Consider the following 16,200-nt stretch of genomic DNA (forward strand, 5'->3'; position numbering starts at 1 on the left):
TGCCCGTCCCGACCATTTTTTCCTTCACGGATACTCAACCTATACCCCATGCGTTTTCGCGTGCTGATACGGGCACACGGTAAGTCCCAACTCCCCTACCGGCCAGGCGCTTTCTTGCGCCAACGTTGTTATTGTCGGGTCGCATGGCAATCTGTGAATGCCACTTCCACGTCAAAAGGGCTGCCGCCGTAACTGCCTTTTATGTTGAGTTTTTTCGGCACCTGCAGACCATCCGCCAACTGGTAGGCGATGTCTACTTTTAATTCCGTGGTTTCTGCCGCGGTTGCTCCCAGGTAAGTGGCCTGATAGCCGCTGAGCAGGAAGCCCTTGGTGGTCTTGGTGAATTGCGGCCAAAGCGTGCTTTTGAATTCTGCGGTGTTGACTTTGAGTTCGCTGATGACCAGGTCCTTGCCCATGGTGGTAGTTACGTCCGCCGTGCCGTCCTTATACGTCAGGCGATGTTGAGTTCCCAGGTCGTCCAGTTGGTAATCGCTTTCAACCTGAGGAAGGCTGGGTGTCATTACGAACATTGTCCACGTCTGAAAAAAGCCAACGGTCATCTGTTCCATGCCGCCATAGACCTGCTTAAGGCCTTCGGCAACCTGTGCGTTCTCCGCGGACAGTTCGTTGTGGGTGACTTTGGCATCGCTCCCGGGAGTTACCGTGACCGAGAAACGAAGCTGATTGAGCTTTTGCACGCCGCGGGCGGCGGCTTCAGGGTCGGTTTTTTTCAGGTCGGCGAGCAGCGAGTCCCAGTTTGGCTCCATGGTGCAATGGAATTCTGCCAGGCCTTCGTCCTTCAAAGAGTAATAAGATTGCCGCGCCTGCTTTACGATCTCTTTTTTGTCGGCGGTTTGAGCAGACAGCGTCGCCGGGAGCATCACCATGACGACCAGGCCGGCGCAAAGGACTGCCATCTCCAACTTGCGACCGCGTGTGCGATTGAAATTCACAGTTTCCCCCTTGGGCAATGAACGGACTGAAGCCATTATGCAGCAGTTTGCCGGGAGGCGGGCGTGACTTTGGTTACCCTGAAAGTGTGACGTTGCGACCAGCGGGATGGGGGCGGCTTTGCCTTACGTGGTGGGCGGCACGAATTCTTTAGGCAACTGCGATCCGGCGCCGAAGAAAAAAGCTTCCATCTGTTCCACCAGGAACTGCTGGGCTTCGGGCTTCCAGGGCTGCAGGCGATATTCGTTCAGCAGCATTTTGGAGTGCTCGCTCCACATGCGCCAGGCTTCCGCGCTGACGTTTTCAAAAACCTTCTGGCCCAGCGGGGTATCAAAGGGTGGTTCGTCCAGGCCGGGAAGCTCGCGGCCGAGCTTTACGCATTTCACCATTCGTGGCATACAGACAGCTCCTTCTATCGGCGGGCAACTCGCTTATTGTACTAGACGGTTTGCGGAAGTTAATGCCGCTTCTTCTTCTGCCGGCGTCGTTCTTTCTTCGATGCCGGCTTTTTCTTTGCTGGCTTGATTCCCGCCGACGCGGGCGTTTGCGTGTGCGTTGCGTGTTCCTTCTGTGGCGGCTTGCCCGGATGCTTGGGGCGAGGCTGCGTCGCCGATTCTCCGGCCAGCGCAAACTGGATCCTGCGCTGCGCGTGGTCAATGCGGTCAGCCAGCACGCGCACTTTGTCGCCGATGGAAAACGTCCGGCGCGTGCGTCCGCCGACGATCTGCCGGGTATTTTCGTGGAAGCTGTAGTAATCGTCTTCCAGCGAATCGAGCGGCACCAGGCCTTCAATGAACAGCTCGCTCAGTTCCACGAAGAACCCGTACTTGGTCACGCTGACGATCAGGCCGTCAAACTCGTCGCCCAGGCGGTCCTGCATGAATTTTAGTTTCTTCCACTCCAGCAGTTCGCGCTCAGCTTCGGCGGCGGCGCGCTCCGCCTGGCTGGAGGAGACGGCGATGTCGTGCAGGGCCTCTTCCGATAACCCCGCAATAGATCGTAGCTCTCGCCGATGGTGTCCTGCGCCTGTTTCACCGGCGCGCCCTTCGTGATGGGACGCGTTCTTCGGCATCCGCTTGGACCAGGGTGATGCGTGTTCGTTCTGCGCAGGCGGGCGTCCTTGCTGCGGGCCGTAGCCTTCGCGCAGAACAGCTTTCAGAATGCGGTGGACGATCAAGTCCGGGTAGCGCCGTATGGGCGACGTGAAATGCGTGTAGGTGGGCGCGGCCAGGGCAAAGTGGCCCTCATTGACCTCGGAGTAACGCGCCTGCTTGAGCGAACGCAGCATCAGGAAAGAGAGCACGCGCTCTTCCGGCTTGCCGGCAATTTTCTGCACCAGCTTCTGGTACATGCGCGGCGTCACGTGGACTTCTTCCGGCAATTCGATCACCGGCGCACGGCGTCCGCTGCCGTAGTAAGAGCGCTTGTCGGCCCGCGCTTGGACGCGCTTGATGGGCAACGCGCCCACGCCGAGCGAGTACCCAAAGCTGGCCGCGATGGTTTCAAAGTCGTAAATGCGTTTGGGATCGGGCTTTTCGTGGATGCGGTACAGGCTGGCCAAGCCGCGCGATTCCAGATGCCCGGCCACGGTCTCATTGGCGGCCAGCATGAATTCTTCAATCAGGCGATGCGCCCAGTTGCGTTCTGAGGGCGAGATGCTCTGCATCAAGCCCCAGTCATCAAATTCGATCACCGCCTCGGGCAAATCAAAGTCAATGGAGCCGCGCTTGACGCGCTTGCGGTTGAGGACCTGGGCCAGCTCCAGCATCAGATCAAAGTTCGCAGACAACGCGCCGTACTTCGAGCGCAGGACCTGGTCGCCTTCCACGATGGCGTTCACGTCGGTGTAAGTCATGCGGTGGACGGAACGGATGACGCCTTCCGCCAGCTGGTAAGAAACGATTTCGCCCTGCGGGTCAATTTCCATCACGCAGGAAAGCACCAGGCGTTCGACCTCGGGGCGCAAGCTGCAAATGTCAGTGGAAAGCTCCAGGGGCAGCATGGGCACGGCTCGGTCGGGAAAGTAAACGGACGTTCCGCGCTTGGCCGCTTCTTCGTGAATGGCGGAGCCGTCTTCCACATACTGTGCCACGTCGGCGATGTGGACGTGCAACTCGTAGTTGCCACCGTCGAGCTTGCGCACCAGGACGGCGTCGTCAAAATCACGGGCAGTTTCGCCGTCAATGGTCACGATGGGCAGATCGCGGAAGTCCGCTCGGCGGGCGATTTCGGTATGCGGAATCACCGCGCTGATTTCCTGCGCTTCTTCCAGCACCTCAGCGGGAAAGGTGTGGCGGATGTGGTGCTTGCGGATGACCATTTCCACGTCCACGCCAAAATCGTCTTCCATGCCCAGGATTTCCCGGACGCGCCCGCGCGGACTCTGCGTGGCCGACGGCCACTGGACGATTTCCACCTCGACAACAACGTCCTCCAGATCGTCCCACTGGTGGCGTTTGACTTCTTCACCCAGCACGCGATGCGGCGACGGCACGCGGGGATGAACATGAACTGCCGGCCGGTGAGCATGGGTGACGTCCGACGGTTCGCGCGTTTCGCCTTCGTCCGTTTCCGCCTGCGGGCGCTCCATGCCTGGCGGGATGATGATCTCCGCGGTCACCTTTTCGTCAATCGGAGTGACGTAGTTGTAGCGATTGCCGTAGTGGAACTTGCCGACCACCGTCTCGTGCTCGCGCTCCAGCACGCGGACGATGCGGCCTTCGCCTTTGCCGTCCGGGCGTATGCGGCCCATCTCCACCAGCACGTGGTCGCCGTGCATGGCGTTGGCGGTCTCCGGCGGTGGAATAAAGATGTCACCCAGCAGCTTGCCTTTGGCCCGCGCGGGGAGCGAATCGGCGTCCGGGATGACGAACCCATAGCCGTCGCGATGCATGCGCAGGTGTCCGGTGACCAAGTCCTGGCTGGAAGCCGAGGTTGGCAATCCCCAGCGCTCTTTGCCGATGGCGATCAGCTTGCGGCGGCGCGTCATGGCGCGCAGAAGTTCCTGCAACAGGCGGCGGTCCCGGCCCTTCAAGGCCAGGTCGTGGGTCATCTGCTTGAAGCCCGCCAGATGCTTGGGCTGTTTGGCAACGTAATGGAGGATCTGTTGTTCGCTGATCACGGTTTCCTTTGTGGATGTAAGCGGAAAATTAAGAGTTGCCGATGAGGTTCCTTCCCGGCCACCACCGCCAAGAGATTCTGGTCTTTGCTCAACCGGCCGCTCTCCACCGGCAATTCTGCGGGGAGGTGCGGGAGAAGCTTGCGCGCCTGAGCGGGAGTCAAGTCCGGATCAGGCGGCTTGATCGGTTCCCGCAGCGGTTCATCATCGGCGGAGCCGTGTTTCGTGGCAAGGAGCTTGGCATCAGTTCGGCGGATGGTGAGGTCGTCCCAGTCAACGTCGCCGTCAGCGTAGGTGACCACCAGGAGCTGATCGCTACGCCACTTGATGCCGCCAACAAAGGCGGAGTAGCTGGCGTACTTGCGCGCCTGTTCGGGACTGACCAGAACTTGCACGCCTTTGGTTTGCAGATCGGCGACGAGGGTGCCATCCAGTTCAGAAAATTCGTCGGTTGCAGCCGCTGCGGGGGGCCGGACGGTCACGGTCGCGAAAGCCAAATAGCGTCCAGTCGGCGAAAAGCTCGGTTTTGCCAGGTCGCCACCACGAATGGAGGCCACGCAATGCGGGGTAGCATCGCGCGGGTAAGGTGAACAGTCAGGCTTGACGCGCGGGGATTCGTATCGTCGCGTGGGAGCGGCGAGAGCGATGAACAAAGCGGCAAGGATGGTCGGTCGCATCTTAACCCTATGCTAAGCGCGAATCCACTTTTTGGCTAAGGGCCTTGCAATATAAGAAGTGCACTAAAAGCGGGAATAATTACCGGAGCTTGACAGATCCCGAGTCGCCCTTGCGAAGCGCTTTTGGCCGCTAAGGCAGCGGTAATGCACCAGTTCCGCGATGTGGCTCACGCTCGCGGAGTTTGGTTATCTACGTGCGACACATTGTTACTCCTGTTCTCTACAGCCGATTCATACCAGCAGACGGCGACCTAGATGCTGGCTGCGCAGCAACCTAAATAGACTCACGAAAGGAAGTATCAGTAAATGTGGAAGCCTGCTAGTTCGCCCAGCTCAACCCCCAAGACCACGACTCCGGAACCCGTAAAACCCGCGGTGAGTACCAGCTCTGCGCCCGCCGCCGAGCCAGCGCCCGCTCCGGCGCCGCGCAGCACGGTGAACGTCAGCAGCCAGGAACAGGCCACCATCGGCAAATCGCTGGTGATCAAAGGTGAAGTCACCGGGTCCGAATCCCTATATGTTGACGGCCGCGTGGAAGGCGCCGTGAATCTTCCCGGCCATCGCGTGACCGTGGGACGCAATGGACACGTCCAGGCAAATATCCAGGCGAAGGAAGTCGTCGTCCTGGGCAAAGTCAAAGGCAACGTGACGGCCAGCGACCGCGTGGACATCCGCAATGACGGCTCGCTCACCGGCGACGTGGTGTGCCAGCGCATTTCTATTGAAGATGGCGCGTTTTTCAAAGGCAGCATTGATATCGGCAAACCTGGCCTGAAAGAAGTGAACTCCGGAACCAAGGTTGAGCCGTCGTCAGAAACATCGCGCTCCAGCATCAGCGCGTAAAGATTTTGGCGGAAACCGCCGACGAAGTGAATTGCATTTGCCTCCTCATACTCAGCCGGGGTGCTTCCGCCAGGAGGCGCCCCGATTTTTTCTGCCGACGGCGGCAACGGAAGTAGACCAAGATGTTCAACCGGATCCTGCAATTGCTCAATATCCGCTGTGCCCATAGAAAGCTGTCGCAGCCGTTTGCCGCTTTCGCGCCCGCTCCCGCGCGCGCCGTCACTGCCGATTGGGACCATCCCGGCGCGGTGACGCATCACTACGTGGTCTGCCTGGATTGCGGACGCAAGTTCGATTACGACTGGAACAACATGCGGATGGGCAGACGCAACCAACCCCAAAACCCTTGAAACACGGAGGAACGGCGTAAGCGGAAGCTGTTAGCGAAGCAAAGCGAAAACCTTTGAAACACGGAGGAACGGAGGCAGCGGAGGGATCATTAATCTGTAGTTCCTGAACGTGGTTTGACTCCCCGCGTTTGCGATCTGAGGCTTGGTTTGTTCGCGTAGATTCATTGGCGCGATTCTCGGTTCAACTCTGCGTTATTCTTACTCTTCCTCTCCGTTTCCTCCGTTCCTCCGTGTTTCAAAGGTTCTGGGTTTTCTTATCGTTTGATAAAACCAAAGAGCCTTCTTCGCACAGCAGCCGCTTCGTCAATGTCCATCATCGCCGTCAGAATCAGGTAGGCGATCCCATAAGGCAAGAGAATCACCAACGCCCCGACCAGTGGCTGGCGGGGATGAAAGAAGAACTGAAAGCCCAGCCCAACCGCGTCCGCCATCGCGGCGGCGAACCAAAGCTTACCGAAGTAGGAAGCAGGAAAGGGAATGCGTCCGATACGGCGCTCCATCCCGCGGCGCAGCAGCGTGAATTCCAGCCAGGCGGCTAAGCCGGCAGAAGCCGTCAGTCCGGCGGCTCCCCAACTGGGATAGCCAATCAGCCTGGGCAGCGGCAGCGCGCAAAGGTAGCCCAGCACAGTGGTCAGTACAACGCGAATCACGGCGTAACGCAGAGGCGTGCGCGTGTCCCGCAGAGCGTAATAGGCCGACGAGTAAAGCCTGCTGGTGGTGGACGCCACCAGGCCCACGGCTGACCCGGCGAGAATGGCCCAGACGTACTGGCTGTTGGAGTGGGTGAAGACCCCGGTTTGGAAGATGGCGGCGGCGATCACGTCGCCCAGCGCGAGGAAAGCAGCGGCGGAGGGCACCACGAAGAAGGCGATGCGTCGCGTGCTGGCGGCGATGCGGCGGCGCAGAGTTTCCGCCACTTCCTGCTCGTTGCCCAGCGCGCTGGACATGGCCGGCAACTCGGCGGCGGAAATGGCCATCCCGAACAAGCTGACCGGCAAGGTGGACAAGATTTGCGCGTTGGCGATGGCCGCGAGCGCGCCCACGGGAAGATAGCTGGCGATGATGGTGTCCACGTAGGCGCTGATCTGGTTCACGCCGCGGCTGACAAACACCGGCACAAAGTTCTTGACCACCACGCGAACGTTGTCGCTGAGAGTGGTGATGGCGAATCGCAGCGCGGGCGCCAGGCGCAGAACGGTGGGAAGCTGGACCAGGAACTGCAGCGCGCTGCCCGCCACGTAGGCCCAGGCCGCGTAGACGGCGAGATCGGAAGGAGCTTTGCTCGGTCCCCACACCAGCAGGGCCACGATGATGGTCACGTTCCATATGACCGGTGAAACGTAAGACAGGAAAAACTTGCGATGGCTGTTGAGAATCCCCAGGCACCACGCGGAAAACACCAGCAGCCCGATACCGGGAAAGAAAATGCGCACCAGTTGGATGGCCAGGGGGCGGCGTTCGTCATGAAACCCGGGAGCGATGAGATCGATGAGCAGGGGCGTAGCCAGCACGCCAACCAGCACCAAGGCCGAGGTCAGCAACGCAAGCAAAGAAAAGATAGCGCCGGCCACGCGTCCCGCTTCTTCTTCATCCTCTTGCGCCAGCAGTTTGGCGTAGACGGGAATGAAGGAAGCGGAGATTACGCCTTCGCCCAAAAGATTTTGCAAGAAGTTGGGGATACGCAGCGCTGAGGTGAACGCGTCCGCCTGCCAGGAGAGGCCGAAGTAATTCGCGAATACCCGGCCGCGCACCAGCCCAAAGATCCGGCTGAGAAAAATTCCCGCGGCCACCAGGAAAGAAGAGCGGCCGGTGTTTTCCTGGGGCGCCGGAGTCAGATCGGTGGGGGAACTCATCGCTCAGGGCGAGTGTTTCACACGCACGCGGTGGCGCGCAAACCTTTCATCGTCGGCCACCAGAAAAGAAAGTACCTGGTTAGGGCTAGGCTGCTTTCTATAATGACCTCAGGGGAAAAGCATCTAAGCTACTGTCTGTAAGCGGAAAGACAAAGGACCATGCGATCACACATCAAGCTGGGGCGGATTTTCGGCATTGAAATTGGCATTCACTACAGTTGGTTCATCATTGCTCTGCTCATCACGCTTTCTCTTGCCGCGCAATTTCGCGCCATGAACAAACAATGGAGCGAACAAACCGTGTGGGCGGCTGCGGCGCTTACGGCGCTGCTGTTCTTTCTGTGCCTGCTGGCGCATGAGCTTTCGCACTCGCTGGTGGCGCGGGCGCACAAGTTGCCGGTGAGCCGCATTACGTTGTTCGCGCTGGGTGGCGTTTCCGTTATCGAAAAAGAAGCTCAGGACGCCTGGACTGAGTTCCTGGTGGCGATTGTCGGCCCCATCACCAGCGTAGTGATCGGAACCGCGCTCATCCTGGCCAGCGGCGGATTCCAGGGAGGCATGGCGGCGGTGCGACCGACTCCCGTCCAGGCCACGATGCACTGGCTGGGCTACATCAACCTTGGTCTGGGCGTATTCAACATGCTGCCGGGATTTCCCCTGGATGGCGGGCGCGTACTGCGCAGCGTGATCTGGGGCGCCACCCATAGCATGGAGCGGGCCACGCGGATGGCGTCGCGCGTGGGCCAGGCGGTGGCGGTGATTTTTATTCTCATCGGCATTTACGAATTTTTCCACGGCGCGGGTATCAGCGGGCTGTGGATCGCGTTCATCGGATGGTTTCTGATGCAGGCGGCCAGCGCCAACTACATGGAAGTGCAAATCAAGCACGCCATGGAGGGCCTGCGGGCCGGCGATCTGATGTCCCGCGATTGCGCGCATGTGCCGGGGCAGATCAGCGTCCAGGAATTTGTGGATGAGTTTTTGCTGCGCACGGGGCGGCGCTGCTTTCTGGTGATGGTCCAGGACCGCCTGGCGGGACTCATCACCACGCACGAAGTGCGCGCCCTGGAACGCGCGTCCTGGCCCATGACCCCGGTGCAGCAGATCATGAAGCCGCTGGACCAGGTGCGCGTGGTCGCGCCGGAGACGCCGGTGAACGACGTGCTGGAGTTGATGGCCAAAGAGGACTTCAACCAGGTGCCGGTGCTTGCCAACGGCGAGTTGGTGGGCATGCTGGCGCGGGCGGACATCCTGCAGGCACTGCGGTCCAGGATGGAGTTGAAGAAAGAGTAACAGCTGATCGCGATGCGGCGATTGCTTGAACCTTCGTAACAATTGTTTGCAGGAATTGACCGCGAATTTTGGCGCGTCTCGGGATATGGTTTCATGAGGATGATGACGAGCAGAGGTTCGAGCTTGGCAGCAGTGTTGTTGGGGTTGGCGATGACCGCTGCGAATCTGGCGGCGCAACAGCCAACGCCTGCTTCGCCAAGCACGCAGGCGGCGCCGCAAGCGACTCCGCAGTCGGCAACTTCGCCATCAGCAGCGCCGCAGGCCACCCCGCAAGCCACGCCTTCGCCGACGGCCGCGCCATCAACATCGCACAGCCCTTCTCCATCGCCTGCCGCGGGCGCCCAGACAACGGGGACAGAGACCAGCACCGCAGAAAGCGCCAAAGCCGCGGAGCCGGAGCTGCCGCCGACCAACGATCCCAAAGAGATCATCCGGCGCGCGATTGACATTGATCATCGCACCCTGGAGCTGGCGAGGAGCTATACCTGCCAGCAACGCGAAGTCCTGAAGAACCTGGACAAGCATGGGAACGTGAAGTCCACGGAGATCAAGACCTGGGACGTGAACTTTTACTACGGCCAGGAGTATTCGCGCCTGGTGCAGAAAGATGACAAGCCGCTCAGCGACAAAGAGCAGAAGAAGGAAGACGAGAAGCAGGAAAAATTCCTGGCCAAGTATCGCAATGAGAGCGACTCTGACCGCGAACACCGCTTGGCGAAGGAAAAGAAGGAACGCGAAAAAGGGCGGCTGTTCGTGCGCGATATGCTGGCGGCCTTCGATTTCCGCATCGCGGCAGAAGATCAGGTGGACGGCGCGGACGTCTGGGTGATTGAGGCCACGCCGCGCAAGGACTTCCATCCCACGCAGCCGCACGCCGACATCCTCACCAAGGCCCGAGGGAAACTGTGGATCGAAAAACAAGGCTACAACTGGGTGAAGGTGGAAGGGGAAGTCCTGGATACGATTTCGTTTGGGTGGTTCCTGGCAAGGATCCATCCCGGATCACATTTTGTGGTCGAGAAGACGCACGTGAACAAGGAAGTCTGGCTGCCGCGGCGGTTTTACGTGAAAGGCGGAATCAGAATTGCGTTGGTCAAGAACGAACTGGCGGAGCAGGAGGACATCCTGACAGGCTTCAGGAAATTCTCCACGTCGTCGCGGATTCTGCCCGGAGTGAAAGAAGTGCAGGAGAATTCGCCACCCGCAGTGCCGGTCGCCAGGCCCACGCCCGCTCCGCCGCAGTGAGCTGGTCGAGCGGGAACAGAAAAAGGACGCCTCATCGACGCCCTTTTTCTTTGGGGAGGGTCTTACTGCCTACTGGTTCACCGGAATCTTGATGATCTTTTTCTGGATGGCGTACGTCACCAGCTGGGCTTTGTTGTGGATGTCCAGCTTGCGCATCAGGTTGAACTTGTGGGCTTCCACGGTCTTCACGCTCAGGCCCAGGATCACGGCAATTTCCTTGACTGAATTGCCCTCGGCCAGCAGCTTGAGGATCTCGCGTTCGCGCGGGGTGAGCGTGGACATGCGGGGACGCATGCGCGTGGTGTCGCGGGCGCGCGAGCGGAAGTCTTCCACCAGTTTGCCCAGCACCTGCGAGCTCAAATACTTCCCGCCTTTGTACACGTCGCGCACGGCGTTGAGCAGTTGCGGCGCCGGCGTGTCTTTCAGCACGTAGCCAGACGCGCCCACTTCCAGGCACTGGACGAGGTAATCTTCGTCGTCATACATGGTGAGGAAGAGAAGCTTGGTTTCCGGGCGGTTCTTTTTGATTTGCCGCGCCGACTCAAAGGACGACAGACCGGGCATGCCGATATCCATCAGCACCACGTCGGGGCGGAGTTCGCGGGCCTTTTCCACGGCATCGCCGCCGTCGGGCGATTCGCCGACGACTTCGAAGTCGCTCTCTGTTTCCAGCAATCGCCGCACGCCCTGGCGAAACAGCGTGTGGTCATCTACGAGCAAGCATTTGATCTTCGGCATTGGGGAGTTCCTCTCACTTCTTGTTAATTCGGCCGGACCCCGGCTTGGGCTGCGGCCCGTGCCGGCGCAGGACGTTCCACCGGCGCAGCCGGCTCGCCTGCGGGTACGGTTATTTCAATGCGCGTTCCTTTTCCTTTAGCGGAGACCACGCGCGAAACTCCGCCCAGCATGGAAATTCGTTCCTTGATTCCGGCCAGTCCAAAGGACTGGTCGTTATCCTGGCTGCGCGCCTGGATCCCGACGCCGTCGTCGGCCACCATCACCTGCACCGAGTCGTCTTCGCGAACCACCTGCACGGTCACGTTCTTGGCGTGGGCGTGCTTGGCCACGTTGTGCAGGGCCTCCTGCACCACGCGATAAATCGCCTGCTCGGTCCCCGCCGCCAGGCGGCCCACGTCTTGCGCAATCAGCACGCGCGCTTTCACGCCGGTGGCTTTGGCAAAGTCCTTGGCCTCTTTGCGCACCGCGGCCACCAGTCCTAGTTCTTGTAGCACCAGGGGAGAGAGCTTGCCTATGATTCTCCTGATGCCGTCAATGGTGCGGTCCACCACTTCCACGGTTTCCTTGATCTTGGCGCGCGTTCCGCGCGGCGTAGCGGCGGTCTCCATCATGCCCAGATACAGGCGGATCACCATAAGCGCCTGTCCGGTTTCATCGTGCAATTCGCGGCTGATGCGCTTGCGCTCTTCCTCCTGCACGCGCAGCAAGTGGGCGGAGAGGTCGGCGATCTTTTGTTCGCGTTCGCGCAGCGCGTCAGTCATGCGGGCGCGTTCCATGGCCAGCGCGGTACGCTCGGCGATGGCCCGCAGCAACTCGCGTTCCGTGGGCAGCCACTCGTACGGTTTGGGGAAGCCAATCATCAAGACGCCAATGGTCTGGCCTTCCACTTTCAGCGGCACGCCCCACAAAGATTTGGCTTTCATGCGGATCATCGGCGTAAGCGGCCCGCCTTCCGCGCTGGTGTCCAGCACCATGCCCGGCTCGCCGCTGGCCGCAATGTTGCCGGCAAAGCCTTTGCCCATCTCCACGCGGAAGTAGTCGGGCAACTCGGCGTCCAATCCCATGGACGACGCCACGCGAAGCTGCGTGCTTTCCGGCTCCACCAGCAGCACGCCGCCCATGGAAGCCTGGAAAGTGCGCGTGGTAATGCCTAAAACGTTTTGCAGCAGCGCGGGCAGGTCGCCGGCGGCAAGCTCGGCGTCCAGCACGGAGAGCAGCGCCGTGGATTCCAGCGTGCGCGCGTCAAAGTACGCGCCGGAGATGATCACGAACGACGCCGATGACAGCATTTCCAGCGTGGCTTTGGCTTCTGCTTCGCGATCGGGAAAGAGTCCGGCGAGATAAGGATCGCAACTCAGCAGGTAGAGCTCCAGGCTGCGCGCCACGGCGCGCGTGTCCACTTGCAGCTTGGCCAGCCGGGTGCCGAAATAGTGCAGGTTTTCCTGGAAGCCGGGAAAATCGTTGTGGAGAAAATACCCGCATCCGGCGGCGGGCGTCAGGCGTTCCAGAGCGGCGAGCGTGCGCCCGTCAAAACCAAATTCGCGAACTAGTTTTTCGCGCCAGTTGTTGGTGATGTCCGGGAAGTACGGCTCCAGAGCGCGCGCTACCTCCACGATCATTTCCCGCGACGATTCCTTGAACGGCGGTACGGCTGTCACTGACACTTCCTGCGTGCAAAACTTTTTATGACGATGAGGCCTTGGTCCTACTCTGCTGCTGGGCCGGTGTTGCGGGTGTTTTGCCAAGGCAATCTTTTGAAAAGACGGCCTCTCACGCCCCAAGCACCTTAGACTCAGTTTAAGGTATTTTACCTCTAAGGTGGAGATATGTGAACTAAAGAGTTACTAGGGTATTAATCAGCAGTGAAAGACCTTAAGGCCAGTGTAAATGCTTGAAAATGGATAGCTTGCGATGTGCACTTGGTTGCCATATGTGTGCAAATGGGCGTGTACGCCGGATTTCTCCCTCGATTTCTCTCACTCTGATTCTCTCACTCTGGTTTTCTCACGTCTGCTTTTCTCACTCTAAACATGAAAGCTGCGCTGCGCTCGGGCCCGCGGCCTGAGCCCAGGCAAGCGAGTGACACGAAGGTCGCCCAGATTTTTTCAGCGCCGCGAGTCCGCGTGAGAGATTTTTATTTTTTCTTGGGCGCGGCCTTCGCAGCTTCTTTTTTTACCCCTTCCGGAGTGGCGGGCGCGTTCTTTAGCTCCACCAGGATGAAGCCCATGGTGGTCTTGCCCACGTTTTCGGATGTATGCGGGCCTTCCGCGTTGAGCCAGCCGGCTTCGCCCGCCTTGGCTTCCCAGATTTCGCTCTTGCCATCCGAGTGGACCACCTTCATGCTGCCCGGCTTGGTCACGTAATACCATCCGGAAGGATGCGTGTGCATGCCGTCCTTCTCGCCGGGCGCCAGCGTGTTCTCAATCACGCGGACGTATTTGTTTTCTTTCAGGATTTTGTAGTGGTCGGGCGCGACTTTCACGGCGTCTTGCCCGGTGGCCGCGGCGGCGGCCAGCAACAGGGAACCCAAAACGGCAATCGCGAACGTGTGTTTCATCCTTTGATTTCTCCTTGAGGATTTGCGGATTGATGATTCCATGAGTTTTGGTTCATTTCTTTGCCGCTGCGCAAACAAAATTGGCAGCGTCATTGGTGTCGCCCGCGCCTTTGTACTTGGCGACCTGCGGGAACGGGCACAGCGGACGCGTCATCTTCACGCCCGACGCCCTGGTCTGGTCAACAACATATTTGGTGGCGATGATCTTGTCCGGCGCCGTGCCTTTTTCCACCCACTGTTCCAGCGTCGCCAGCGCGCCATACTGCACGTCACTGTCGCGAGTGTCGGTCCATTGTCCGAAGACATTGGGCCCCGGCCCGCCTCCGCAGTGCTGCATGCCGGGCGCCATGTACAGTCGCGCAAAGCTGGCGGTGCTTTGCGCGCCCATGGCGCGGACCACACTGTTGTAATACGCGATGGTGTTCAACGGCGGGATGGCAATATCACTCCAGCCGTGATAAAGAATCAACTTACCGCCGTGCTTGGCAAAGTCTTTCACGTTTGGGTCCGTGGCGTTGAGCACGCGCGCCTGCTTGTCGTCGGCGAGTTTCACGCCGGTATCGAAGTTGAAGGTCTTGAAGTCCCATGCCGGATCATCGAAGACCATGTTCTTGTAAAACCCGGCGCCAAACAGGAATTGCAGGCTGGTTCCAGGAGCGCTGCCGCTCAGCCACAAGCCCCAGCCGCCTCCGCCTTCTTCGCCGCCGGGAGAGAAGCCGGAAAAAATCCTGCGGCCTTTGGAATCGTGCGGGCCTGCGTAGATTTTCTTCAGCGCCGCGACTTGCGGCGCAGTGAAGCAACTATTCGAGTCCGCGCCGGCTTCTTTGTGGCACAACAGCACGGCGGGATCAAAGTGACAGGCGCGCGGGTCGTTGACGAGACCGTCCTTTAGTCCATCTTGGCCATCGCAAGCGGCCAGCACGGCGGCGCTAAGCGCGGGGATTTTCGCCGCCGGAATGTAGCTGGCGGGCTTCGCTTCCGTGGCCTGGATGTTCCAAACGGCGGCGGTGAGCAGGTGCGTCCAATAATTCGCGGGCGCGCCGGCCAGGATGCCGTCGTAATCGGACGGGTAGCGTTGCGCTTCCATCAGGGCCTGGCGTCCGCCGTTGGAGCAGCCGACAAAGTAGGAGTGCTTGGCGCCCTCGCCGTAAAACGCCGCAACGACGGCCTTGGCCTTGACCGTCATCTCGTGGATGGCGCGATGGCCAAAGTCAATGATCTTTTCCTGGTGCTTCAGTGCCCAGGTGGCGTCGGGCGGCGTGCCGGTGTGTCCGGTGTCGGTTCCGGCCGCGGCATCGCCGCTGCGCAAAGCGAAGGCCATGTCGGAATAGGCAAGGGACCCGCCAAAACCTCCGTTGCCCGTTCCCTGCAGGCGGCCGTTCCATCCGGAGAGCGGCATCCAGACTTCCACCTTGATGTCAGAATCCGCAGCGGGTTTGATCCGCATGATCACCCGGCAAAACGCGGACAGGTCTTTGAAGGCGGGCGAGGTGGGCTCGGTCAGACCGCCCGCCGGGACGCTTTGCGCGGAGACGATCGTGGTGTCCGGCAGCTTGAGGATGCTTAGGGATTCACAAGGTGCGGCGAAGGCGGGCGTGGAGAAGAAAAACAAGCATAGGATGAGCAACTGGTGAATGTATCTTGAGGAACTGGATGCAGTCATGGATTGTTCTCCCGGCTGTTCTTGTGGCGTCAGAAGTATAAACGCGTGTTCGAGAGATAGAATGGTCAACATGATCACCCTTCGCACAAGGGGGCTTAGGGCTGTGGTTCTGGCCAGCATGGTCGTCGGTCAAGCAAGCGACTCATGGATCGTCCGCAAAAACAGCGTGGGGCCGGTAAGGTTTGGGATTAGCCTCGCACAGCTCAACACGACGATCCAGGAAAAGTTTGTCCTGCCAGAAGACAAAGACGAGCGGAAATGCTTTTATGTGGAGCCCAAGGGGCACCCACACGTCGGTTTCATGATTGAACACGGACGTGTTGCGCGGGTCGACGTGACCGGACCGGGCGTCCAAACGGCGGAAGGCATTCAGGTGGGTGACACCGAAAAGCGAGCTTTGCAGGTGTATGGCGGAAAACTCAAAGTTGAACCGCATGCCTACACGGGCCCCGAAGGACACTATCTGACGGCCTACTCGGACGATGGCAAGTACGGCATCAGGTTTGAAACCGATGGCAAAAAGATTGACGGATTTTACGCGGGCCTTGCCGGAGCTATCTCATATATTGAAGGTTGTTCATAAGGGACAGAGCCTAAGTCCCTCGACTCTCGAAGGAGCATCCCGTGCATTACTTCTTCCTCTATGACGTGGTCCCCGACTACGTGGAACGCTGCGGGGAATCCACTGAATCCGCGCAATGCATTTGATCTATCCTCGTCAGCGCCGTGATCCCTTGTCACATATGCGCGGATTGCCCACGCAAGATCTGTGCCCGCTCCGCCTTCGGCTGCGCGCGGGCCTGCGGCGCGAGGAAGGAATCGTTTCGTTTTCCCGCCGTTGAAACGGCGGGCTACTCCCAACCGTCCCGCTGGGGCGGGGCTGGAGTTCCGTGTGGTCCAAGTTTGATCTTC

At 59.7% G+C, this 16,200-nt stretch carries 14 protein-coding genes; 5 read left to right on the top strand and 9 right to left on the bottom strand.

Translation table 11 applies throughout. The features are described 5' to 3' along the window. Positions 1-128: 128 nt before the first annotated feature. The 4 genes from LAO20_09415 to LAO20_09430 form a co-directional block, all read right to left on the bottom strand. Positions 129-917 (bottom strand): hypothetical protein, encoded by a 789-nt coding sequence (locus tag LAO20_09415; protein MBZ5531636.1) that lies wholly within the window; start codon positions 915-917, stop codon positions 129-131. Between the two features lie 159 nt (positions 918-1,076). After that, the gene (locus LAO20_09420; protein MBZ5531637.1) at positions 1,077-1,349 is read right to left on the bottom strand and encodes an oxidative damage protection protein; all 273 of its coding nucleotides are present in this window, start codon (positions 1,347-1,349) and stop codon (positions 1,077-1,079) included. Positions 1,350-1,408: 59 nt separating this feature from the next. Beyond that, positions 1,409-4,003, bottom strand: a complete 2,595-nt coding sequence (locus LAO20_09425) for an RNB domain-containing ribonuclease (protein MBZ5531638.1) — start codon at positions 4,001-4,003, stop codon at positions 1,409-1,411. Positions 4,004-4,068: 65 nt separating this feature from the next. After that, positions 4,069-4,746 carry a hypothetical protein gene (locus tag LAO20_09430; protein ID MBZ5531639.1) on the bottom strand — a complete coding sequence of 226 codons (678 nt, stop codon included), beginning with the start codon at positions 4,744-4,746 and terminating at the stop codon, positions 4,069-4,071. A 306-nt stretch (positions 4,747-5,052) separates the two neighbouring features. Between LAO20_09430 and LAO20_09435 the strand changes: the two genes are divergently transcribed. Then, positions 5,053-5,589 carry a polymer-forming cytoskeletal protein gene (locus tag LAO20_09435; protein MBZ5531640.1) on the top strand — a complete coding sequence of 179 codons (537 nt, stop codon included), beginning with the start codon at positions 5,053-5,055 and terminating at the stop codon, positions 5,587-5,589. 122 nt (positions 5,590-5,711) lie between these two features. Then, positions 5,712-5,939 carry a hypothetical protein gene (locus LAO20_09440; protein MBZ5531641.1) on the top strand — a complete coding sequence of 76 codons (228 nt, stop codon included), beginning with the start codon at positions 5,712-5,714 and terminating at the stop codon, positions 5,937-5,939. Positions 5,940-6,193: 254 nt separating this feature from the next. Here LAO20_09440 and murJ read toward each other — a convergent pair whose 3' ends face one another. Next, positions 6,194-7,792, bottom strand: a complete 1,599-nt coding sequence (gene murJ, locus LAO20_09445; GenBank protein MBZ5531642.1) for a murein biosynthesis integral membrane protein MurJ — start codon at positions 7,790-7,792, stop codon at positions 6,194-6,196. A gap of 159 nt (positions 7,793-7,951) precedes the next feature. Here murJ and LAO20_09450 point away from each other — a divergent pair, with 159 nt between their 5' ends. Continuing rightward, the gene (locus tag LAO20_09450) at positions 7,952-9,085 is read left to right on the top strand and encodes a site-2 protease family protein (GenBank protein ID MBZ5531643.1); all 1,134 of its coding nucleotides are present in this window, start codon (positions 7,952-7,954) and stop codon (positions 9,083-9,085) included. 150 nt (positions 9,086-9,235) lie between these two features. After that, complete coding sequence (locus tag LAO20_09455) at positions 9,236-10,330, top strand: hypothetical protein (protein MBZ5531644.1); 1,095 nt, start codon at positions 9,236-9,238, stop codon at positions 10,328-10,330. A gap of 69 nt (positions 10,331-10,399) precedes the next feature. Here the strand turns inward: LAO20_09455 and LAO20_09460 are convergent, their stop codons facing one another. The 4 genes from LAO20_09460 to LAO20_09475 all read right to left on the bottom strand — a co-directional run bounded on the left by LAO20_09460 (position 10,400) and on the right by LAO20_09475 (position 15,288). Next, positions 10,400-11,059, bottom strand: a complete 660-nt coding sequence (locus LAO20_09460) for a response regulator transcription factor (GenBank protein ID MBZ5531645.1) — start codon at positions 11,057-11,059, stop codon at positions 10,400-10,402. 32 nt (positions 11,060-11,091) lie between these two features. Beyond that, on the bottom strand, positions 11,092-12,726 hold the full coding sequence (locus LAO20_09465; protein MBZ5531646.1) for a GAF domain-containing sensor histidine kinase: 1,635 nt from the start codon (positions 12,724-12,726) through the stop codon (positions 11,092-11,094). A 476-nt stretch (positions 12,727-13,202) separates the two neighbouring features. After that, the gene (locus LAO20_09470; protein MBZ5531647.1) at positions 13,203-13,625 is read right to left on the bottom strand and encodes a hypothetical protein; all 423 of its coding nucleotides are present in this window, start codon (positions 13,623-13,625) and stop codon (positions 13,203-13,205) included. A 52-nt stretch (positions 13,626-13,677) separates the two neighbouring features. Beyond that, positions 13,678-15,288 carry a tannase/feruloyl esterase family alpha/beta hydrolase gene (locus tag LAO20_09475; GenBank protein ID MBZ5531648.1) on the bottom strand — a complete coding sequence of 537 codons (1,611 nt, stop codon included), beginning with the start codon at positions 15,286-15,288 and terminating at the stop codon, positions 13,678-13,680. A gap of 61 nt (positions 15,289-15,349) precedes the next feature. Here LAO20_09475 and LAO20_09480 point away from each other — a divergent pair, with 61 nt between their 5' ends. Further along, positions 15,350-15,871 carry a hypothetical protein gene (locus LAO20_09480; protein MBZ5531649.1) on the top strand — a complete coding sequence of 174 codons (522 nt, stop codon included), beginning with the start codon at positions 15,350-15,352 and terminating at the stop codon, positions 15,869-15,871. Positions 15,872-16,200 lie beyond the last annotated feature (329 nt).

Source organism: Terriglobia bacterium (genome assembly GCA_020072815.1).
In the GTDB taxonomy this organism is placed as follows: domain Bacteria; phylum Acidobacteriota; class Terriglobia; order Terriglobales; family Acidobacteriaceae; genus Angelobacter.